At 40.1% G+C, this 22,984-nt stretch carries 19 protein-coding genes and 3 pseudogenes; 19 read left to right on the top strand and 3 right to left on the bottom strand.

Annotated elements, in window-relative coordinates; genetic code table 11:
- Positions 1-547: 547 nt before the first annotated feature.
- From PROCOU_RS14090 to PROCOU_RS16785, 6 genes and pseudogenes are all read left to right on the top strand, one after another.
- Positions 548-853, top strand: a complete 306-nt coding sequence (locus PROCOU_RS14090) for a PTS sugar transporter subunit IIB (RefSeq protein WP_036073572.1) — start codon at positions 548-550, stop codon at positions 851-853.
- 15 nt (positions 854-868) lie between these two features.
- Positions 869-2,111: pseudogene (locus PROCOU_RS14085) on the top strand (PTS sugar transporter subunit IIC).
- A gap of 20 nt (positions 2,112-2,131) precedes the next feature.
- Positions 2,132-2,317, top strand: a complete 186-nt coding sequence (locus tag PROCOU_RS18670) for a PTS lactose/cellobiose transporter subunit IIA (RefSeq protein ID WP_244266333.1) — start codon at positions 2,132-2,134, stop codon at positions 2,315-2,317.
- 1 nt (position 2,318) lies between these two features.
- Positions 2,319-3,929 carry a family 1 glycosylhydrolase gene (locus PROCOU_RS14075; RefSeq protein WP_244266332.1) on the top strand — a complete coding sequence of 537 codons (1,611 nt, stop codon included), beginning with the start codon at positions 2,319-2,321 and terminating at the stop codon, positions 3,927-3,929.
- Between the two features lie 59 nt (positions 3,930-3,988).
- Complete coding sequence (locus tag PROCOU_RS16790) at positions 3,989-4,720, top strand: BglG family transcription antiterminator (protein WP_051994429.1); 732 nt, start codon at positions 3,989-3,991, stop codon at positions 4,718-4,720.
- Complete coding sequence (locus PROCOU_RS16785; protein WP_051994428.1) at positions 4,695-5,921, top strand: BglG family transcription antiterminator; 1,227 nt, start codon at positions 4,695-4,697, stop codon at positions 5,919-5,921. The genes PROCOU_RS16790 and PROCOU_RS16785 overlap by 26 nt, the downstream gene beginning before the upstream one ends.
- A gap of 83 nt (positions 5,922-6,004) precedes the next feature.
- Here PROCOU_RS16785 and PROCOU_RS14065 read toward each other — a convergent pair whose 3' ends face one another.
- Positions 6,005-6,802 (bottom strand): LCP family glycopolymer transferase, encoded by a 798-nt coding sequence (locus PROCOU_RS14065; RefSeq protein WP_077913471.1) that lies wholly within the window; start codon positions 6,800-6,802, stop codon positions 6,005-6,007.
- Positions 6,803-7,239: 437 nt separating this feature from the next.
- Here PROCOU_RS14065 and PROCOU_RS14060 point away from each other — a divergent pair, with 437 nt between their 5' ends.
- From PROCOU_RS14060 to htpX, 5 genes are all read left to right on the top strand, one after another.
- Positions 7,240-8,301, top strand: coding sequence for a glycosyltransferase family 4 protein (locus PROCOU_RS14060; protein ID WP_424960701.1), 1,062 nt, complete (start codon positions 7,240-7,242; stop codon positions 8,299-8,301).
- Between the two features lie 115 nt (positions 8,302-8,416).
- On the top strand, positions 8,417-9,325 hold the full coding sequence (locus PROCOU_RS14055; RefSeq protein ID WP_036073569.1) for a peptidase U32 family protein: 909 nt from the start codon (positions 8,417-8,419) through the stop codon (positions 9,323-9,325).
- Between the two features lie 13 nt (positions 9,326-9,338).
- Positions 9,339-10,670 carry a peptidase U32 family protein gene (locus PROCOU_RS14050; RefSeq protein ID WP_077913470.1) on the top strand — a complete coding sequence of 444 codons (1,332 nt, stop codon included), beginning with the start codon at positions 9,339-9,341 and terminating at the stop codon, positions 10,668-10,670.
- A gap of 44 nt (positions 10,671-10,714) precedes the next feature.
- A complete protein-coding gene (locus tag PROCOU_RS14045) occupies positions 10,715-11,272 on the top strand; it encodes a LemA family protein (protein WP_036073567.1) in 558 nt (185 codons plus the stop codon).
- A 23-nt stretch (positions 11,273-11,295) separates the two neighbouring features.
- Entirely contained in the window at positions 11,296-12,222 is a 927-nt protein-coding gene (gene htpX / locus PROCOU_RS14040) for a zinc metalloprotease HtpX (protein ID WP_036073565.1), read from the top strand.
- A gap of 438 nt (positions 12,223-12,660) precedes the next feature.
- Here the strand turns inward: htpX and PROCOU_RS14035 are convergent, their stop codons facing one another.
- Together PROCOU_RS14035 and PROCOU_RS18665 are read right to left on the bottom strand one after the other, a co-directional pair.
- The gene (locus PROCOU_RS14035) at positions 12,661-13,461 is read right to left on the bottom strand and encodes a substrate-binding domain-containing protein (RefSeq protein ID WP_279625197.1); all 801 of its coding nucleotides are present in this window, start codon (positions 13,459-13,461) and stop codon (positions 12,661-12,663) included.
- 23 nt (positions 13,462-13,484) lie between these two features.
- Positions 13,485-13,622 (bottom strand): LacI family DNA-binding transcriptional regulator, encoded by a 138-nt coding sequence (locus tag PROCOU_RS18665; RefSeq protein ID WP_077913468.1) that lies wholly within the window; start codon positions 13,620-13,622, stop codon positions 13,485-13,487.
- 233 nt (positions 13,623-13,855) lie between these two features.
- Here PROCOU_RS18665 and PROCOU_RS14030 point away from each other — a divergent pair, with 233 nt between their 5' ends.
- The 8 genes and pseudogenes from PROCOU_RS14030 (at position 13,856) to PROCOU_RS18955 (ending at position 22,823) form a co-directional block, all read left to right on the top strand.
- A complete protein-coding gene (locus tag PROCOU_RS14030; protein ID WP_077913467.1) occupies positions 13,856-14,830 on the top strand; it encodes a sugar kinase in 975 nt (324 codons plus the stop codon).
- 26 nt (positions 14,831-14,856) lie between these two features.
- Complete coding sequence (locus PROCOU_RS14025) at positions 14,857-15,492, top strand: bifunctional 4-hydroxy-2-oxoglutarate aldolase/2-dehydro-3-deoxy-phosphogluconate aldolase (protein WP_036073563.1); 636 nt, start codon at positions 14,857-14,859, stop codon at positions 15,490-15,492.
- A 22-nt stretch (positions 15,493-15,514) separates the two neighbouring features.
- Positions 15,515-17,939 (top strand): annotated as a pseudogene (locus PROCOU_RS14020) (TIM-barrel domain-containing protein).
- Positions 17,936-19,339, top strand: coding sequence for a glucuronate isomerase (gene uxaC / locus PROCOU_RS14015; RefSeq protein ID WP_036073561.1), 1,404 nt, complete (start codon positions 17,936-17,938; stop codon positions 19,337-19,339). The pseudogene PROCOU_RS14020 and the gene uxaC overlap by 4 nt, the downstream one beginning before the upstream one ends.
- Positions 19,340-19,354: 15 nt before the next feature.
- Positions 19,355-20,436, top strand: a pseudogene (uxuA, locus tag PROCOU_RS14010) (mannonate dehydratase).
- Between the two features lies 1 nt (position 20,437).
- A complete protein-coding gene (locus PROCOU_RS14005) occupies positions 20,438-21,280 on the top strand; it encodes an SDR family oxidoreductase (RefSeq protein ID WP_036073559.1) in 843 nt (280 codons plus the stop codon).
- 32 nt (positions 21,281-21,312) lie between these two features.
- Positions 21,313-22,158 carry an MFS transporter gene (locus PROCOU_RS18960; RefSeq protein WP_149023679.1) on the top strand — a complete coding sequence of 282 codons (846 nt, stop codon included), beginning with the start codon at positions 21,313-21,315 and terminating at the stop codon, positions 22,156-22,158.
- The gene (locus PROCOU_RS18955) at positions 22,140-22,823 is read left to right on the top strand and encodes an MFS transporter (protein WP_279625196.1); all 684 of its coding nucleotides are present in this window, start codon (positions 22,140-22,142) and stop codon (positions 22,821-22,823) included. Before PROCOU_RS18960 ends, PROCOU_RS18955 begins: the two co-directional genes overlap by 19 nt.
- Positions 22,824-22,984 lie beyond the last annotated feature (161 nt).

Genomic DNA, 22,984 nt, shown 5'->3' with positions numbered 1-22,984 from the left:
AGAAGTTTCGATGCATGAAAACTAGCTATTCCAGTAGCAACAACTATCCTCACAAAAGGTACGAGCATATCCATCACAAGTTTACGAGAGGCAGGGAATAATGCCGTTCAAACAGCGGCCAGAGCGCGACTCCCAGTAACAGGGGATGCTTCTAATGTATCTATGGGGCAAATATTCTTAGGCATTCTCTGTTTCATTAGCGGTATTTACTTATGGAGAAAACGATTCTAAGGAAAGGTGTAAGCGATGCAAAGGTCGCTGAAAAAGCATTTTCGCAAAAGAGTAGGTAAGATATCACGAGCCTTTTGTGAGTAAGACGTGAATCTTATACAAATCAAGCAAAAGCATTTGTATTCGGAGACTTGAACAAAGATTAATCGTTCAAGATGTCGATGCTTTGTTGGAGCGTTATATACTGAAGACTCTCAACAAAGCAAATGCTTGCTGTTGACTTACTTAAAGTTCCTAGTGATAGGAACTTTTTCTCTTTGTATCCGTTTACAACACATGATAAGCTGGACTCATAACAAAGAGAGGGGGAACGCAAATGAAAAATGTCTTATTAATATGCGGTGCAGGTGCATCAAGTGGTTTTATGGCTGCGGCAATTCGCAAAGCCGCAAAGAAGCGTAAGATGGAGATGTCTGTATTTGCTAAAAGTGAGTCCCAATTAAATGAGTATATCGATAAGACAGATATTTTGCTTATCGGGCCACATTTAGCTTATATGGAAGCAGATATTACCGCGGAAACTGCTGGGAAAAACGTGAAAGTTGCTGTGATTCCGAAACTTATTTATGGCACGATTGATGGTAATAAAGCGCTTGATTTCATTCTTGGAATGGAAGATTAGGAGGCATGACACAAAATGGATAAAATGATGAATTTTATGACCAACTCGTTTACGCCTGTAGCCAATAAAATTACGAAGAACCCTTGGGTAGCTGCGATACAAGAAGCTGTTATGACGATTTTACCCCTTATTTTGGTCGGTTCGCTCGTCACGATTTTGTCTTTGCTTGAGACGCTTATTTCAAATATGCCAGACCTATCGCTCATTAACACTTTTACATTTGGCTTAATCGGTCTTTTCGTTGCTTTCCTCGTCCCGTACTTTGTTATGGAGAAAAAAGGATATGGTAACAAGAAAATCATCACAGGGGCTACAAGTCTAGCGCTTTATTTAATGCTAATCTCACCTGTTATCATGGAAGACGATAAAATCACGTTTATTTTAAGCCGTTTTGGCGCGACAGGTATGTTTTTATCCCTTGTTGTGGGCCTTTTCGTAGCGGCTGTTATGAACCTATTTTCAAAAAAAATCTTTCTTTAGTGAAGATAGTGTTATTCCCGATTTCGTTGTGACTTGGTTTGACTCACTGATTCCAATCACTTTACTGATGTTTATCGGTTGGCTCATTTCAGTTCCACTGAATATCGACTTCTTCGTCGTTATTTTGAAAATTTTTAGCCCGCTTTCAAGTATTGTACAAAGCTATCCAGGATATGTGTTATCGATATTTATTCCTGTGTTCTTATACACATTTGGAATTAGCGGTTGGGTGATGATGCCTGTTATTTACCCAGTTTACTTATCAGGACTTGCAGAAAATGCCCGGCTTGTGGCAGAAGGCAAGGCGGCAACAAATGTTGCGGTGATGGAGACAGCGTATGCTTTTACAAGTATGGGCGGTATCGGAACAACATTATCTCTGGCCATTATCATGCTTTTTTTAAGTAAATCTTATCGTTTAAAAGCGATTGGCCGCGCGACGATTGTACCATCCCTGTTCAATATTAACGAGCCACTTATGTTTGGAGGCCCTGTCGTATTTAACCCATTCCTCATGATTCCGATGTGGCTAACGACAATCGTTGTTTCTTCGCTGACGTACGTCGTGCTAAAACTAGGTTTAGTTGCTATTCCAGCGAAGACATTTATGCTTTGGTACATTCCATATCCCATTTCGTCCTATTTGGCAACACAAGATTGGCGCTCGATTATTCTAGCAATCGTGATTTTCGCGGTATCCTATCTGATTTACTTACCATTCTTTAAAGCGTACGACATGCAGGAACTACAAAATGAACAGCAATTGCAACAAAAATAAACAAGAAAGAGGTTATAACAATGGTGAATGAAAGCAAAGAATGGGTTGCGGATTCTCTAAATGAATTATCGATGACGATTATCTTGCATGCGGGAAACGCTAGAAAAAATGTAAGTGAAGCCTTGATAGCGTTAGAGCAGGAGGATTACAATCAATCGCAAAAATTTACTAGCAGAGGCAAAAACAGAAGTAGTGGTGGCTCATAAAATGCAAACATCGACATTGCAACAAGAAGCAGAAGGCAAGCAGATTCGTTATTCTATCTTGTTTAGCCATGCTCAAGATACATTGATGACTGTCCAAAGTGAGCTATTTATTGCAGACCATTTGGTAACACTTTTCAAAAAAATTAGTTTCTATGGAAGGAGCAAAATAATGACTACAAAAGGATTTCCCGATAGACTATTGTGGGGTGGCGCAGTTGCAGCGAATCAGTGCGAAGGCGGTTTTAGAGAGGGAGGAAAAGGACTGAGCGTCGCGGATGTACATCGATATAACCCTGATATGGACATCACAAAAGTAAGCCATGAATCGGAGATGACACTGGAACAGGTACAAAAAAGTATGCTAGATGAGGACGGATACTATCCGAAGCGCTACGGTATTGACTTTTTCCATACATATAAAGCGGATTTAGCGTTACTTGCTGAAATGGGATTTCAAAATTTTCGAACATCGATTGACTGGTCGCGAATTTTTCCAAACGGGAATGAAGAAGTACCGAACGAGGCGGGGCTACAATTTTATGATGCATTGTTTGATGAGTGTTTAAGGCTCGGTATGGAACCGATTATTACGATGTTGCATTATGAAACGCCGCTGGGAATTACGCTGAAATACGGCGGATGGCACAACCGTGATGTGATTGATTTATTTGCTAAATATGGTGAAGTCTTGCTAAGACGTTATCAAGGAAAAGTCAAGTATTGGATTGTGATTAATCAGATTAATTTGGTACACTATGAGTCCTTCAATTCTGTGGCGATTTGTGCAGACCAAGTGGAAAATCTGGAACAAGCGAAATTTCAAGCGATTCATAATCAATTCATTGCTAGTGCTAAAATTGTCGAAAAGGCGCGCGAAATCAGTGAAGACTTCCAAATTGGAACGATGCTTGCCGATTGTACATCCTACCCGTATTCTTGTGAACCAGAAGATGTGATTATGACGATGAGGCGCAACCGGATGCAGTATTATTTTTCAGATGTGCAGCTACGTGGCGAGTACCCAACATACATTACACGCTATTTTGATGACAATAATATCAAACTTAACATCCTACCAGAAGATATAGTGCTTTTAAAAGCTAACACGATGGATTTTTTAGCGTTATCTTACTACTATTCGCAAACTATTTCAGCGAAGAAAAACACGATGAATCCCGCTGACACAACGCCAAACCCTAATTTAAAAGCTAATCCTTGGGGCTGGTCTATCGATCCACTCGGTTTATACAATTGTCTAAATCAGTACTATGATCGCTATCAAGTGCCATTAATGATTGCTGAAAATGGCTTTGGTATGTACGATAAAATAGAAGAAAACGGAAAAATTTACGATGATTACCGTATTGCCTATCTATCTGCGCACATTGAGCAAATGCAAGAAGCGATGAGAGATGGCGTTGAAATTTTTGCCTACTGTGCTTGGGGGCCTATCGATATTGTCAGCTGTTCCTCCGCTGAAATGGAGAAACGTTATGGCTTTATTTATGTAGACCTAGATAATATGGGTGAAGGAACAGGTAAACGCATCAAGAAAAAAAAAAGTTTCGATTGGTATAAAGAAGTCATCGCGTCAAACGGATTGAAATTGTAATCATAGTAAAGCTGCCTACTAAAAGGTGGCTTTTACTGTATACAAGGAGGGGAAGTGACATGAAAGGAAAAACAGGAGACCGTCTTATTCAATACTTACTACATCAAAATGACTATAAACGAGCGGCAGTTCTCGCAAGCAAGCTCGATGTCACGGATCGGACGATACGCAAGCAAGTTGCACAAATCAACGAGCGGTACAGTAGGCAAGTTATTTTTTCAAGTGCCAAGGGATATAAATTAGATATCCCCGCCTACCAAAAAGAAGTCAGCGCTACAACAAATCAAGCACCGGAAACGAAAAGAGAACGATTGCACTTTTTAATTAACCGCTTGATGATTATGAAAAGCGCGGGGTTAGACATATATGAATTAAGCGATGAATTATTCCTCTCTGAAACGACTGTGCGCGCTGATATGCAAAATGTACGCCAATTTCTACAAGATTTCCAAATCACTTTGCAAAGCAGGGGTGATAAGTACAGTATAGCAGGTGATGAAGTAAGAAAACGCGAAGTTATGCGTTACCTTGCTATTGAAGAATCGAAAAACCCTATTAATCAGCGCCACAGTATTCAAGTTATCCTTGGCGATATTGCCATCCAGGACTTGCAAGGTATCATAACTAATACACTAGCGGGCCATAATTTTTTCATTAATGGTTATGAGATGGATAATGTCCTGCTTCATTTTGCTATTACCATTCAGCGAATTCGCGAGAACAACAGTATTACTAAAAATAACATGAAAAAAAAGGGTTACGAATATGCAAGAATACGCCATTACAACTAGCATCACCAAAAAGATAACTGCTCAATATGATATTCCATTTACCTTTTCAGAAATCTATTATCTTACCCTGTTACTTATCGGAAAAACAACGCTTGCTAATTACAATTCTCTGACATCAGGCGAACTTGAAATTTATATTGGAAAAGAGATTATTCAGCTGGTTGACCGTATTTTACAGAAAGTTAAAACGATGTATTTTATTGATATGAGAAAAGATGGATTCATCGTCAAATTTACCATTCACGTCCATAATCTGATTAATCGCGCAAACATCACTCACTTGGCTAAAAATCCGCTCAGTGAGGAAATCAAATCCTCCTACCCGCTTCTTTATGATATCTCCGTTTTCATTGCAAGCGAGATAGCGTCAGAAAAAAATATTATGATAAATGACGACGAAATAGCTTATATCGCACTGCATATAGGTTCTTTTATCGAATACGAAAACGGGCATCATGAGAAAGTGACTTGCCTCATTATTTGCCCGCAATACTACGATATCCACAAGTGTATTACCCAAAAAATCGAGCAGAAATTTGGTTCAGAGCTAACGATTATCATGGTGGAAACAGAAATTGACGGTAATTGGAAAAAACGAAAACCTGATCTTATCGTTACAACCACCTACATTACAAGCGAAACGACAGATTACATTGTTTATGTGCGCCCATTTTTAACCACGAGTGATCTCCACAATATTAGCAAAGAAATCAGTAACATAAAAAAGGCTAAAAAGCAGCAAACGATGTCGAGATACATCGAGCAGTTTTTCCATTCAGATTTATTTTTTAAAAACAAAGCAATACAAAACAAGTTCCAGACTATCGAGTTTCTAGCGCATCAACTAACAAAACAGGGATTCACAACATCTGATTTTGTCGAGGACGTCATTGAACGGGAATGTATGTCATCTACTGCTTTTAGCAATGGCGTAGCAGTTCCACATTCCATGACGATGAAAGCAATTCGAACAGGAGTAGCGATTTTAGTCGAGAAAAAAGCTGTACCCTGGGATAAAAAAAGCGTTCAAATCATTGTATTAATTGCAGTGAACGAGAAGGATAGCCCTATATTTGGCGATCTTTTCGAAAGCTTTATTAATGTACTGTCAGAGGAGGTGAACATCAAATTACTCGCGCAAACAGAGAGTCATTTGGCATTTCAAGAGATGTTACTACAGTTAATGGACGGTAGTGATTGAAATTGGTAAAGACTTAATGACACGAAACCAAAGCCAGGGATAAAAAATCAAAACTCAGATTTTTTATCCCTGGCTTTATTTACTTATTTAATCTCTAAATTTTTCGCTAGAGAATCGTGTAATTTCTGGCGTTCCGCATCAGATACGTTGTAATACCAAATACCATCCGTTTTGCCACCGTCACCAGCAACTGTCATGTTCTCCACGTTTTTACGTGCACCTAGATAGTTCTTAGCGATACGCGTCATATCTGTCATTGTTAAGTCGGTTTGCATGTTTTTACCGACAGCAGATAAGATATCATCGAATTTCCATAATGTTTGGGTTGTTGCAATTTTCTCGACAACGGCTTGAATCACTTGTTGTTGTCGCATTTGACGACCGAAGTCACCACGTGCATCGGTTTTACGAATCCGTGTGTAGGCCAAAGCATCTTCACCGTTTAGCTTCACTGTGCCTTTTTTGAACTCTTTATCTTTTAGGCTGATGTCCATATCATTATAAACCTCAACACCGCCAACAGCGTCAACCAAGTCTTTCAGACCTTCCATGTTCATCTTGATGTAATAGTTAATCGGGATACCATTTAAAAAGTGTGTCACCGTATCTTCTGCCATCTTCACACCACCATAAGCATAAGCGGCATTGATTTTGTTCGTGGAGTCGTGTCCAATAATCTCTGTACGGGTATCACGCGGGATACTTAACATTTGTGCCTTATTCGTTGTGCCGTTTACAGTTGCAACCATCGTTGTATCAGAACGACCAACGTCACCTTCACGTTCGTCGACACCTAGAATGAGAACAGAGAATGGATTGTTCCCATCAAGTTTTACAGGATTTGCCGTTCGTCCTTCAACTGGCGTATATATATCATCCATTGTGGACTTTGTTTGGTATACAGCATAGCCAACAAAGCCTCCTAAAACTAAAAATATACCTAAAATAGACCATAGAAAAATTTTAAGACCTGTCCGTTTTTTTCTTTTTTTGTAGCTGTGCGTTTCTCAGCGCGCATGTGCTTCTCAACCTCTCTAGTATAATTTCTCTCACCACCTATTTTACTACATACTGACAAATAAGTCACTGATAATTCCATTAGTTTTTGATTAGAAAAAGTCGAGTACCTAGTTTATAAATAGGTGATAAGTGACTAATTTGTGTAGCCTGAAGTAACTCTTTCACCAAAAAAGACAGTAGTACAATCTATTTAACTTTAGCTGCTTACAATAGAGGCTAGGGTTTTCATTGTTTTTTTTCAGGATTGTAGGTATACTGTAGAAGTGTGTATATCTACATAGAGGAGGCACGAGGAATTATGTTAACTGTTATTTTAATATGTTTTTTAGCCTCGCTGCTCTTAACCCCTGTAGTGAGACGAATTGTACTTAAATATGATATTACAGATAAACCAGATAAAAGAAGAATTAATACCGTGCCGATTCCAAGTTTGGGTGGTGTGGCTATTTTCATCGCATTTCTAATAGGGATGTTCCTATTACCGATTGATAGGACGCTTTTGTGGCCACTTGTGATTGGCGCAAGCGTGATTGCGTTGACGGGAATTCTTGACGATATTTTTGAATTAAAAGCACGGTATAAAATGATTGGTCAGATTCTTGCGGCTGTCATCATCGTATTTTGGGGTGGCGTTAACATCACATTTATCAATCTGCCTTTCGGTGGCGAGGTTTACTTTGGTTACTTGTCGATTCCGCTAACGATTATTTGGATTGTGGCGATTACGAACGCGATTAACTTGATTGATGGTTTAGATGGTTTGGCTGCTGGAGTTTCGACAATTGCGCTACTAACTATTATGGGCATGGCTTTTGTGATGGGTGATCCACTCGTTATTATGGTTACTGCGGTGCTGGCTGCCTCGACACTCGGCTTCTTACCATACAATTTCTACCCCGCTAAAATTTTCATGGGTGATACTGGGGCTTTATTTTTAGGATACATCATCGCGATTCTTTCGCTAATGGGCTTTAAAAATGTCACATTTATCTCGTTGATTGTGCCGGTTCTGATTTTAGGCGTACCAATTTTCGATACGATTTTGGCGATTATTAGACGGATTGTACACCGGACGCCGATTGCGATGGCGGATAAGTCACATCTACATCACAGTTTGATGAAGCTCGGTTTTACACATCGTCAAACGGTGATTCTGATTTATGCTATTTCGGCACTATTCTCGCTATTCGCGCTCATTTTCACGATGTCAACATTTTGGGGATCGTTCTTACTCATTTTGGTATTGCTTATCGTTGTCGAGTTTTTTGTGGAAGTTTTAGGTCTTGTTAGTCAGAATTACCGACCGATGATGCGGCTCTTACGGATTGAGCGTATAGAACGGGAAGAGGAGCAGGAATAATGAACGAATAGGAACTTATCCTAACTAGAGGATAGGTTCTTTCTTTGTATCTTGATGCCTTGTTTCATATATGTTAATCTATTCAAGTAGGTTTAAAAATCAAAGGAGAGATAAAATGAATATTATTGCCACGGCAGAGTCGGTTTTGCAAGCTGAATTATTGTTGGGCGCGGGGGTTGACACGCTATACGTCGGAGGAAGTCGTTTTGGACTGCGGATGCCGCAATCATTGACGCTTGCCGAAATTAGTGAAATAACTAACAAAGCGCACGAAGCAGGGAAAAAGGTCTTAGTGGCCGTGAATGCGCTTATGCATAATGAGCACTTGAAGGATTTACCCGCTTACTTACGTGAATTATCTAACATAAAAGTGGACGCGATTACGGTAGGCGATCCAGGCGTTGTTTTTATGTTGCATGAAATGGGATTGGATTTGCCGTTTATCTATGATGCGCAGACGTTTGTGACGAGCGCAGAGCAAGTGAATTTTTGGGTAGGGCAGGGAGCAGTTGGTGCTGTTATGGCTCGCGAGTTGACGTTGATTGAGCTTGAAGCGATTATGGCAAAGATGTCTGTGCCGATTGAGGTACAGGTATATGGTCCAACGTGTATTCATCAATCAAAACGGAAACTTGTAACAAATTACCAAAACATTGTGGAGATACAAGATGATACGTCGAAGGATCGCGGGCTTTATTTGCGTGAGCCTAATGATACGGATAGTCAGTTACCGATTTATGAGGATGAGAATGGGACGCATATTTTTTCAACGGAGGATTTGTCGCTGATGCCTTACTTGGAGCGTTTGTATAGTGCGGGACTTAGGACTTGGAAGCTGGATGGTGTCTTATTGCCAGGTGAAGATTTCGTTGCGATTGTGACGTTATTCATACAGGCGAAAGAGGCACTAGTTGCAGGTGATTTTATCGCGGAGACATTTGTGAATCGTTTAGCAAAATTGCAACCGGAGACGCGCGTACTAGGAACAGGATTCTTTTTGAAACAGCCAGATGAGGTAAAATAAGGAGGCTATAAAAATGACTGACAGAAAAAACTTGAAAAAGCCGGAAGTTTTAGCACCGGCGGGTAACTTAGAAAAATTAAAAATTGCGATTCGCTACGGTGCGGATGCTGTATATATTGGTGGACAGGCTTTTGGACTTCGTTCACGTGCTGGAAATTTTTCATATGATGAAATGCAAGAGGGCGTTGTGTTTGCACATGCGCGTGGTGCGAAAGTCTATGTGGCTGCTAATATGGTTGCACATGATGGAGATACAGAAGGGGCAGGTGAATTTTTCCGGACGTTGCGTGACATTGGGATTGATGCGGTCATCGTATCGGATCCCGCACTGATTAGTATTTGTTTTGCGGATGCGCCAGGTTTACCAGTTCATTTATCGACGCAAGCTTCGGCGACGAATTACAAGACGCTTGAATTTTGGAAACAGCAAGGTTTGGAGCGCGTGGTTTTGGCGCGTGAAGTAAGCATGCGTGAGATTCAGGAAATTGGTCAGAATACGGATGTCGAGATGGAAGCGTTCATTCACGGTGCGATGTGTATTTCGTATTCGGGGCGTTGTACGCTATCCAATCATATGGCGAATCGGGACGCGAATCGTGGTGGTTGTGCGCAGAGTTGTCGTTGGAAATATGATCTTTTTGAAATTGATAATGGCGTACCGCGCAACTTGGTGGATGAGGATGAAGAACCTTTTTCTATGAGTGCAGTAGACCTCTCAATGATTCGCTTTATTCCTGATATGGTTGAAGCGGGCGTTGATAGCCTCAAAATCGAAGGTCGCATGAAGTCGATTCATTATGTTTCAACAGTGGCTAGTGTATACCGGAAAGTTGTGGACGCATATTGTGCTGATCCTGATAATTTTGTTTTTGATCCAGCATGGGAAGCCGAACTTTGGAAGGTTGCACAACGCGAATTATCAACAGGCTTTTTCTATCAAGAGCCGACGGAAGACGAGCAATTATTCGGTAAAACGCGTAAAATTCCACAATACGCATTTGCTGCACAAGTTTTAGATTATGACTCAGCAACAAAAATCGCGACGTTGCAACAACGAAATAATTTTGGCGTAGGCGAAGAAATCGAGTTCTATGGTCCAGGAGAAGTTGGTTTTAAACAAGTTGTAAAAGACCTCTGGAACGAGCATGATGAGCCCATTGAACGCGCGCCAAACGCGATGATGACAGTAAAAATGACAGTAGATTATCCTGTAGAGGAATTTTACTTCATGCGCAAGAAGAAAGAAGAGCGCAAGGTAAAAAAAACGCATCAAAGTCTAATCCACAAAAATGATGATTTGACGCAAGAGCATCCTAGTTCACTGAATGATTGTGATTCATTGTAAACGCTGGTATAATGAAAACAAACGTGAAAAGGAGTTGTATGAACATGATAGGATGGATTATTGCTATCGCGGTTGTTGTTATACTTGTGTTGATTTACTTTGGCATGTATAACAGCCTTGTAAAATATCGCAACAGAGTAGAAGAAACGTGGGCACAAATTGATGTGCAATTGAAACGACGCTTCGATTTAATTCCCAATTTAATTGAAACGGTGAAAGGTTACGCAGCGCACGAGAAAGAAACGCTTGCAAAAGTGGTGGAGGCTCGTAATATGATGACACAAGCTCCAGCAGACAGCCGTGGCGAGCAAATGGAAGCAGACAATATGCTAACAGGAGCGCTTAAATCTGTATTTGCATTAGCTGAATCGTACCCAGACTTAAAAGCGAACACATCATTTATTGAGCTACAACACGAACTAGCAACAACAGAAAACAAAGTGGCTTATTCACGCCAGCTTTATAACACAACAGTAATGACTTACAACACAAAAATCGAGTCAGTTCCTTCTAATATCGTTGCCAAAATGGGAGGGTTCACGAAACGCGATATGCTTGCAACACCAGAAGAAGAGAAAGTGGTTCCAAAAGTTCAATTCTAAAACACTGAAAGGAAGAATGCGCCATGTTATTTGAACAAATAGCGGCAAATAAACGTAAGACAGTGTTCATTGTTTTAGGATTCTTCATTTTTGTGATGTTGGTCGGTTGCGCTATCGGGATTTTGGTCTACAATAATTATTTGAATGGTTTGATCATGGCGGCTGTGATAGGAGCTATTTATATCGCGATTATGATTTTTTCAAGTTCAAAGGTCGTTATGACGATGAACCGGGCGAAAGAAGTCACATCCAAAGATCAGGAGCCAGTACTTTGGGATACGGTTGAAAGTATGGCAATGGTTGCGGGAATCCCGATGCCAAAAGTATACATTGTGGAAGACCCTAGCCCAAACGCATTCGCAACTGGAATCTCACCCGAAAAAGGTGCGGTTGCTGTAACTCGAGGATTGTTAAATAAGCTGGAGCGTTATGAGCTAGAAGGCGTTATCGCGCATGAAGTGGCACATATTCGTAATTACGATATTCGTTTGTCTACGATTGCGATTGCTCTTGTTGCGGTCGTTGCGATCTTGTCAGATTTGGCGATGCGGATGCTTTTTTGGGGTAGTATTACAGGTGGAAATAACAACCGGAAAAGTAACGATAACAATGGTGGTGGCGGTGCGCAAGCTATCATTTACATTGTCGCGTTGGTCTTTGTTATTTTAGCACCGATTATTGCAACAGCCATTCAATTCGCGCTTAGCCGTAACCGAGAATATTTAGCGGATGCGACAGCCATCGAATTGACGAGGAATCCAACCGGTTTGGCTGATGCGTTGCGTAAAATTAGTGGCGATACCACAAAGATGAAACAACCGAGCGCAGCTTCTGAATCGATTTACTTCACAACACCATCAAAAGGTGAGAAGAAAACGAAAGAAAAAGCTGGATGGTTCGATTCCCACCCACCGATTTCAAGCCGAATAGAGCGTTTGGAGCATATGTAACACTTATATAAGTAGAGAAAACTAGGAGATGAGCCAGCAGTTAGTAATAACTAATTGTTTGCTAGTGCCTAGTTTTTTCGCATGTAATGTTTCAAAATATGTATAGAATGATATATTATCTCTTCGCTGATTTATATGGATTATGTCCAAACTTATTAGTGCTACACTAAGACGAATATGTAAAAGGATACTACTATCAAATTTATAGAATTTTGTACAAAAAAAGACCAGCTAGGGGAGGCTGGTCAGAAAAAGGAGTTTATCAAGGGGTAACACAATTAGAAAAAGGGGGGAAACTAATTGCTGTCCTTGCTTACACTATATATATTAAAGCAGTCGTATGAAATCCTAACGATATTTGGATAAAAGTTTGATTAGAAGTTATAGTAACAAAAAGAAAAATTTGGATAGGATTGGCATCAAGCGTTATAGCACATTTTAAGAAGAGTCTCTTTGCTTTAATTCAGGTACGAATCGATAAACCCCAGCCTCTTTTTTCTCTTTGTTTTCTAAGCGGTTTAAAATAATTTCAGCCACCTTTAGCCCCATTTTTTCTGTTGGCTGTGCAATCGTTGTTAAGCTTGGTTGATAAATATCCGCATAGGAAACGTCATCAATACCAATGACAGCCACATCTGTCGGGATTGTTAGTTTTTGAACTTTTAAAAAATGTAAAATTTCGCGTAAAACAAGATCATTTCCAGCGATAAGTGCATTAGGCTTTTCTTTTAATTGGAACATTTTTGTCAAGCCGGTTTGCAAAGTGTGCAGTTCACCCGAGTAGAGAAAATCTGTTTTAAAAGGTATACCACAGGCATTTAAGCTAGCCTTATAGCCTTCAATCCGTTCAATTCGAGGAGAAATAGCAGACTTTGTTGGTAGTGTAAACATAGCAATTTTACGATGACCACCAGTAACAAGTTTGGAAACTGCAAGTGAGGCTGCTGTATGGTTATCTAACAAAATTGTATCGACACAAAGCCCTTCAACAATGCGATCAATAAACACAACGGTTATTTCTTCTTCCACTACTTGCTGATAAATCGTTGCGTTTGTTTCAGTTGGAAAAATAATGAGCGCGTCCACTTTACGAGAAAGTAAGGCTCGAATATGATGCTCTTCTTTTTCTGGATTATCATCAGAATTACAAATAATTACATATATGTCTTGTTCCTCCAACGCATTTTCAATAATTCGAATCATTTCGGTTGAGAAAGCATGACGAATATTGGCCACCACAATGCCAACAAGGGTAGTTTTTTTTATTTTTTTAAATTGCGGGCAGATTCATTTGGATGGAAATTGAGTTCATGAATGATTTGCTCGATTTTTTCACGTGTACCTTGGCTCATATACTCATATCGTTTATTTAAATATTGTGAGACGGTGCTCTTTGAAATACCAGCTTTTTTTTGCTACGTCTTCAATTGTAATACTCTTTTTTTTCATAGCCTCTACTCCTTTCTTAGCTATTGCTCACTATTCATTAGTATACTTTGTTTTTCAGTAAAGTGCTATTGAATTGCTGTGTTTACGAAAAGGAATAATTGGGAAGAAAATGAAAAAATTTTTTCTATTTGTGTTGCATTAGCAAATATAATCTGGTAGAATCACTTAATAAACCGGTTTAGTAATGATGGAAAAGTGGGTGTTTGTTATTTTAGATGTTATTACATTAGGAGATGCGTTAATTTCGATGTATCCGATGAAGGAAGGAGCTTTACGTTTTTGCCCTCAATTTGAAAGAAAAGCTGGTGGCGCAGAATTAAATTTTGCTATTGGATGCGCTAGATTAGGTCTGAAACCAGGTTGGATTAGTAAACTGGGGAATGATGATTTTGGTCGTTATATCTTTTCTTTTGCTAGAGGAGAAGGTGTTGACGTGACGCATGTAGGATTTGTAAATAATTATTCGACTTCTGTTTATTTTCGTGAAGTGTTAACGGATGGTGCGAGTAAATCGTTCTACTATCGGGAAAACTCTCCAACCGAAGCTTTGTCAGAGGCTAATTTTGAAAGCGCTTATTTTAAAGAGGCAAAAGTGTTTCATGTAACTGGCGTGTTTCCATCAATTCATCGTCGCAATCAGGAGCTCGTTCAACATGCGATTCAACTAGCAAAAAATAATGGTTTACTTATTTCATTCGATCCAAACATTCGACTGAAAATGTGGACGATGGAGGAAGCAAAGTCATTTACTGAATCGATTTTGCCAGATGTTGATATTTTGTTAGCGGGTGAAGAAGAGGCAGAGATGTTACTAGGTAAAATGCCTGTGTATGATTATATAGCAAAGTTTCATCAGTACGGTGTGAAACAAGTCGTCATTAAGAGAAGTGCAGAAGGTGCGGTTGGATCGGATCAGCAAACGATTTTTGATGCGGCACCGTTCAAGCCAAGAGCGGTAGTCGATACGGTAGGTGCGGGTGATGGATTTGATGCCGGATTTATTTCAGCGCTATTAAAAGGTCGGTCTTTTGAACAGGCGTTACGTTTCGCTAATGCAGTAGGATCGATGGTTGTTAGTGTGAAGGGGGATAACGAGGGATTACCGTATTATGAAGAAGTGCAAGCTGTTTTAGGAGAATTAGAATTGGTAGATCGCTAGATGCAAACTAAATAGGGGGAATCAGTATGTCAGAAGTGCAAGCTCGTTTAGTACGTGAAAAAATTGTCGCTGTTGTTAGGACAGATAGTTTTGAAGAGGCCAAGCAAATTAGTATGGCAATGATTGAAGTTGGGATTACAATGATTGAGATTACGATGACGGTACCAGAAGCACCGATACTTATTGAGTTGCTAAAAAATCAATATCAAACGGATGTGCTCGTAGGTGCCGGTACAGTGGCTACGAAAGAAGAAGCGACAGAATGCTTTAATCATCGAGCAGATTTCCTTGTTTCCCCATATTTGATTGAAGAAGTTGCTCAGGCTGGCGAGACATTGGGAATCCCTGTTTTTTCAGGGGCAATGTCAATGAAGGAAGTCGCAGCTACACAAAAATACCCAAATAGCTTAGTGAAAATATTCCCTGCTAATATCGTTGGAGCGCCATTTTTGAAAGCGGTTAAATCGGTTATACCTACGGTGCAGTTAATGCCAACTGGTGGCGTGAATGAAAAAAATATCGTTGATTGGTTTAAAGCAGGAGCAGATTGCGTCGGTATAGGCAGTGACTTAGTACGTATTTACCGAAAAGATGGTGTCACAGGTCTTAAGGAGTACGGTCAGCAGCTTCAAGAAATTTTGGCTAGCACAGTACAGGAGTAAGCAATAGAAAGGTGTGAATAATTTGTCTATAAAAACTAGTTATTTATTTCAGTTAACAGAGGAGAAAAATAATTGCCTTGTATTTAAGTTGCACGAAGCAAACATATATGCACGAATCTACGTCTTAGAGACTGATATCGTACGAGTGTTTATGACGAGCGGTGAACAACCAAAAATAGATAAAACATGGCTCGTTGCACCAGGCTTGGAAGATATCCCGTTTACTGGGCGAAATCGCCACGACACAAGCTTATTTTCTTTACCAGCCTATAAAACAGAGCAAGATGCGAGTCGATTTTATATTGAAACAACTAAAATGAAAGTAGCGATTCGTTTGGATGGCTTTCAAATAACGTGGTATGCGCGTGATGAGCAGAGTAGTGAGTTGGTGCAGTTTGCTAAAGATCGGTCAACACAAGCGTATAACTTTGATGGTTCGCTGGGTGAAGGTGTATATCATTATTTAGAGCGAGATCGTCGGGAGCAATATTACGGTTTAGGAGAAAAAAAGTGGAGAAATGAATCGGCACGGACGGCGCTACCGGATGCATAGTTTAGATCCAATGGGCTATGATGCGGAAACGACAGATCCACTTTATAAGCATATTCCTTATTATTTGACGTACCAACCAGAGACGAAGCTTTCCTTTGGGATTTTTTATGACAATATGTCGCAATCTGTGTTTGATATGGGGAATGAAATGGATAATTATCATGGGTTGTATCGTTATTTTCAGGCGATTGACGGTGACCTAGATTACTATATTGTCCTTGGACCAGAAATGAAACAAGTCGTTGAACGAATTTCTTGGTTAACAGGTCAAACCATTTTTGCGCCCAAATGGAGCCTCGGATATTCTGGCTCAACTATGTCATATACAGATGCCCCCGATGCGCAAGTACAGTTACATAAGTTTCTTGCGTTATGTGAAGAACACGATATTATTTGTGATTCGTTCCAACTATCATCAGGCTATACATCGATTGAAGATAAGCGCTATGTTTTTCATTGGAATAAAGAGAAGTTCCCAAACCCAGAGCAGCTTTTTAAAAAATTCCATGATCAAGGTGTTCGACTTTGTGCGAATATCAAACCATGCTTGTTGACGGATCATCCAAAATATAAAGAATTAGCGGATGCGAACATGTTTATCCAAAACCCGGCAGGAACGGAAGAAGAGCGAGCTCAATTTTGGGATGAGACTGGTGCCTACTTAGATTTTACGAATGAAAAGACGATTAAATGGTGGAAAGAACAAGTCACCGAACAACTTTTAAACCGACATATTGATTCGACTTGGAATGATAATAATGAGTTTGAGATTTGGACTAGAGATGCGAAGTGTCATGGCTTTGGAACGATAGTTGATTTTGAAAAGCTTCGAGCGATTCAGCCACTTTTAATGATGAAGGCGTCCTACGAAGCGCAGAAAGAGTATGCGCCTAATATACGACCGTACCTCATTTCTCGTTCTGGTTGTCCCGGAATGCAACGCTACGTACAGACATGGTCAGGCGATAATTATACTGAATGGAAAGCGCTTAAATACAATATCAAAATGGGATTAGGTCTCAGTTTATCTGGTATCTATAATATCGGTCATGATGTTGGCGGTTTTGCAGGGCCGGCACCAGAACCAGAATTATTCGTTCGCTGGGTGCAAAATGGGATATTCCACCCACGTTTCACCATTCATTCTTGGAACTCCGATCAAACGGTCAATGTGCCTTGGATGTATCCAGAAGTAGCAGAAGATATAAAAAATCTCATCAAGTTTCGCTACCAGTTGACACCGTATTTATACAATGCACTGTATGAAGCACATGCGTATTACCGCCCGGTCATCCGTCCTGTATTCTATGAATTTAGTGGGGACGAGCGGACATTCGAACCAAGTGATGATTTTATGCTTGGTGATGCGATGCTGGTTGCCTCTGTTGTAGAAAAGGGCGCGACAACAAGGCAAGTTTATTTACCGGCATTTGTCGATGGTTGGTACGATTATCACGAGGAAAACTGGTATGAGGGCGGTCAAACTATTACTGTACCAGCACCTTTTGATAAGCCGCCTTTGCTCATAAAAGCTGGTAGTATGATTCCGACGAATGATGATCAAGTAACGTTTGCGGTAAGAAAAGAATCAAGAGGGATAAAACTGTTTCCACACGCAATGGAGGGACAAAGTGAGTACACACTGTTTGAAGATGATGGCGTTTCGATCATAGGTGATACGACATTTACCAAAATTCATTTGAAAATGACAACCACTGCGACGCAAATCGATGTACACGTGACGAAAACAGGCGCCTACCAACTACCATATGAGCAAATTCACTTTTATGCACCGAGGAATGAAACGAGAAAGCTTCTCATTAATGGAAAAGAACTGGAATCACAAGAAAATTGTTTTTCCTTTGCAGTATCAGAATGTGAGGCAGATGCATGATGCATTTTATGAATAAGGATTTCTTATTAAATTCAGATAGCGCTAAAATTTTATACCATGACTACGCGAAAAATATGCCCATTTATGATTACCACTGTCATCTGAGTCCCAAAGAAATTGCGGAAGACAAACCGTTTGATAATATTACACAAATTTGGTTAGCAGGCGACCATTACAAATGGCGGGCGATGCGTAGCTTTGGTGTTGATGAAAGGTTGATTACAGGTAATGCGAGTGACAAGGAGAAGTTTCAGGCGTGGATTGAAACATTGCCACATACGATGGGGAACCCGTTGTATCACTGGTCACACATGGAATTAAAGCATTATTTCAATTTTGACGGTGTTGTTCAGGGGACCGACTGGGAGCTTTTATGGAATCACTGTCAAGAGCAGCTACAGTCCGAGGAACTTCGTCCACAAAGTATTATTCATCGAAGTCACGTCAAAGTGATTTGTACCACGGATGATCCGGTTGATTCGCTAAAATACCATAAGCAAATTGCCGCTAACAAAGCGTTCGAAGTAAAAGTCTTACCAACATTTCGTCCAGACCGAGCTTTGGAAATTAACAACCCGGTATTTCGAGTGTTTGTAGCAAAGCTTAGCGAAGTATCTGGCGGGAATATAACGCAGTTTCAAGAATTTTTACAGGCGCTAGAGGGGCGGATCAGCCATTTTCATGAAGCTGGTTGTCGCGTTGCAGATCACGGCTTCGAATTCCTATTTTGCGAAACTGTTACTTTGGAAGAGGCGAGCCAGTTGTTTACAAAAGCTTGCAATGGCATTCTATTAAATTTGCTAGAAGAAAAGCAATATAAGACGTTCCTACTGCAATATTTAGCGGAACAATATAGTAAGCTAGGCTGGGTGATGCAATGGCACATTGGGGCGATTCGTAACAATAATACGAAAAGGTTTAATGAACTAGGCTCGGATAGTGGTTTTGACTCGATTAATGATTTTTCACTAGCCAAGCCACTGAATCAGCTTCTAAACAGTTTAGAGATGAAGAATTGCTTGCCTAAAACGATTATCTACACACTAAATCCAGTGCATAATGATTTAATAGCCAGTACGATTGGGAATTTTCAAGCAAGCGGACATAGAGGGAAAATACAATTTGGCTCTGGTTGGTGGTATAACGATAAAAAAACAGGGATGATACAGCAGATGACATCCTTAGCAGAAGCTGGATTAATCAGTACATTTGTAGGTATGTTGACGGATTCACGAAGTTTTCTATCCTATACGAGACATGATTATTTCAGGCGGGTACTCTGTCAGCTGATTGGCGACTGGATTGAAGCTGGCGAAGTACCAAGAGATTACGCGTTTATTGGTCAAATGGTACAAGATATTTCGTACAATAACGCGAAAAATTATTTTCCAATAGAATAGGAGTCGAATAATAAGATGGAAATGTCATTTCGATGGTATGGAGAAAGCGATCCAATTTCACTTGATTATATAAGACAAATACCAGGTATGAAAGGAATTGTGTCTGCGATTTACGACGTGCCAGTTGGTGAAGTTTGGCCTGTTGAAAAAATTCAGAAATTAGTAAACCAAATAAAGTGTAAAGGCCTTGTGCTATCGGTAATTGAAAGCGTGCCAGTGCATGAGCATATTAAGTTAGGTCTGCCTACAAGAGAGCGATACATTGAAAATTACCAACAAACGATTCGTAACTTAGCAAGTTGCGGCATTCAAACGATTTGTTACAATTTCATGCCGGTATTTGATTGGACAAGGTCTTCCTTAAATCATGAATTACCGGACGGATCAACATGTCTGAGCTATGAAAAAGCAATCGTCGAAAAAAATGGACCCACTTCAAGGCGAGCTGAGTTTGCCAGGATGGGATGAAAGTTATCGTAAAGAAGAATTGGAAGTGTTGTTTAACCATTACGCTTCGGTAGATGAGGAGCAACTATGGGAAAATCTAACTTACTTTATCAAAAAAAATTATTCCTGTTGCCGAAGAAGAAGATGTAAAAATGGCGATACATCCAGATGATCCACCGTGGTCGATTTTCGGTCTGCCTCGGATTATCACCAATAAAGAAAATTTGATGCGTTTCTTAAATATCATTGACAGCGCTCACAATGGACTTTGTTTTTGCACAGGTTCTCTAGGAGCAAGTGCAAAAAATGACTTACCAGAAATGATTCGCTATTTTGGGAAGAAGCAGCGAATTAATTTTATGCATGCTCGAAATATTAAGAGAACTGGTGACCAAGACTTCCATGAATCCGCACATATGTCTGCATATGGCTCTATCGATATGTATGAAATTATGAACGCACTGGCGGATGTTAATTTTTCAGGGCCAATTCGTCCAGACCACGGCCGAATGATTTGGGGAGAAACTGGAAAACCGGGCTATGGATTATATGATCGCGCATTGGGAGCTGTTTATCTAGGTGGTTTATGGGAAGCTGTGCAAAAAAAGAATAATTCCATTTCCAAAATCTTGACACATACGGAGGCATAAAATGAGCCGAGCAAACTTAAAAAATAAAGTAGTTATTATTACTGGAGGATCAGGTGTCTTAGGAGCTTCTTTTTCGAAACGAATGGCAGCGTGCGGAGCAAAAGTTGTGATTCTCTGTCGTGATTTGGCAAAGGGGGAGGCTTTAAGCAAAGAAATCCAATTAGACGGTGGACAAGCGATGTGTTTAGTAGCTGATGTTCTGCAACGAGCGAGTCTAGAGGATGCACATCAAAAAGTACTAGCAACATTCGGACCATGCGATATTTTAATTAATGGCGCAGGTGGCAACCACCCAGATGGTACAACTTCCAAAGAGTATTTTGTTGCAGAAGATTTGGGTAATCCAGATTTAAATACATTCTTTGATTTGAAAGAAGCAGGTATTGAGTCGGTACTTCATTTAAATTATATGGGGACATTGTTACCGACACAAGTTTTTGCCAAAGATATGATTGGTAAATCTGGTTGTTCAATCATCAATATTTCTTCCATGAACGCCGACAGACCATTAACGAAAATTCCTGCTTATAGTGGCGCCAAAGCAGCAATCAGCAATTTCACAAAATGGTTAGCAGTTTATATGTCAAAAATGGGTGTTCGTGTCAATGCTATTTCTCCAGGTTTCTTCTTAACAGCACAAAATGAGAGGTTGCTTATCGCTGAGGATGGGAAGCTAACGGAGCGAGCGGAAAAAATTATTAGTCATACACCGCTGGAACGTTTTGGGGAGCCAGAGGAACTTTTAGGGACATTGGAGTTCTTAGCCAGTGAGGAAGCTTCTGGGTTTATAACGGGCATTGTTATTCCAGTTGATGGTGGATTTTCAGCATATTCTGGCGTCTAAAGAATAATTCAAAATGAAGGGGAGTTACGAGCATGATAAGTAGAACAAAAAATCCTAAAATAGGCTTTAAAACCGTCCTGTCCTATGGAGCTGGGGATGTATTTGGGGGCGGAGCGTTTGCTATCGCTGGTTTGTGGTTAATCTTTTTCTATACGAATATTGCTGGCTTGACGCCTGTAGAAGCGACATCGATTGTAGCTATTGGTCGCTTTGTTGATGCTTTTTTTGATCCGTTGATGGGCTACATTACAGATAACTTTTATAAAACGAAATTAGGAAGACGATTCGGTAGACGAGGATTTTTCTTCTTACTCGGTATGCCGTTATCACTAACCTATGCACTCATGTGGACAGTCGGATTCGGTGGCTATTGGTATTATCTACTTACTTACGTGATGTTTGGGTTTGTATTCTCACTAATCACAGTTCCATACGAAACATTACCTGCTGAGATGACGAGAGACTTTAATACACGTTCGAAACTAACGACAGTTCGTTTACTATTTTCACAAGGCGCGACCTTCTTAGCTTCATGGTTACCAGGTGTGTTAATCCAAATTTACGGAGATGATTCCCCAACGTCATTCCTATTAATGGGTGTTTGCTTCTCTATTATTTACGCGATTATTATGTTTTGCTTGTACAAGTTCACTTGGGAGCAGCCTGTTGTAGTGAGCGAGCAGGAGCAGAGTTCATTTAGAAGTGATATGAGATATCTGTTTAAAGAATTGATTTCTACGTTTAGGGTGAAGACATTTCGACTGCACGTCCTGATGTACACCGGAGCCTTTCTTGCGCAAGATATTTTGGTGCGACATTTGCTTTTTTCATTACATTTGCGATTGGTCAAGATGCGGTATTGGCGTCGAAACTTTTGAGTACAATGGCTGTTGTGCAAATCATATTTGTACCAATTTTTGCTTGGTTCTGTATTAAGTTTGGAAACGGAGCTGCGTATAAAATTGCTTTAACAGCAGTTATTGGTGGGATATTAGGATTCGTTGCGATTTACTACTTTGTTGTTGCTCAAGTTTTGCTAATGCTTTATCTTGTATCTATTCTCATGGGAATTGGTCGAAGCGGCACATTCTACGTACCTTGGAATATTTATAGCTTTGTGGCTGATGTTGACCAGATGCTGACTGGTAAAAGAAGAGAAGGCATATTTGCAGGAGTGATGACATTTACGCGGAAATTCGTGCAATCTGTAGCTATTCTTTTAGTAGGAGCCTTTTTAGAAAGCTTTGGTTTTATTTCTAAGCAAACTGTTCAATCAAGTAGTGCGGTTAATGGGATCATTATCGTATTTGGGATTGGTACGATTGTTTTCGTGCTCCTAGGCTTACTCATTTCAACCAAGTTTAAATTAACGAGAGCAAATCATAAAATTTTGTTAAATGAAATTACACGTTTGCAAGAAGGCGGTTCAATGGATACCGTTGATTCACATACAAAAGAGGTAGTAGAAGAATTGACAGGATGGAAATATGAGCAAAACTGGGGGAATAATCAAGTTGTCCCTGCTAGAGAAAAAACTGTTTAGATTGTTGAGGCCGGGACAAAACTCATTTTCATGCAAAATAAGCAAGATATCACAAATCCTTTTTTTCGAGTAGGATGTGAATCTTGCTTAACACAAATCGAGCGAAAGCGTTTGTATTCAGGGGATTTGGTGGAAGCCGGAAGCGGAGCATACGACTGTAT

Source organism: Listeria rocourtiae FSL F6-920 (assembly GCF_000525975.1).
Classification (GTDB): Bacteria; Bacillota; Bacilli; order Lactobacillales; family Listeriaceae; genus Listeria_A; species Listeria_A rocourtiae.
Note: the sequence above shows the minus strand (reverse complement) of the source record. Positions and strands in the feature narration are given on the sequence as shown.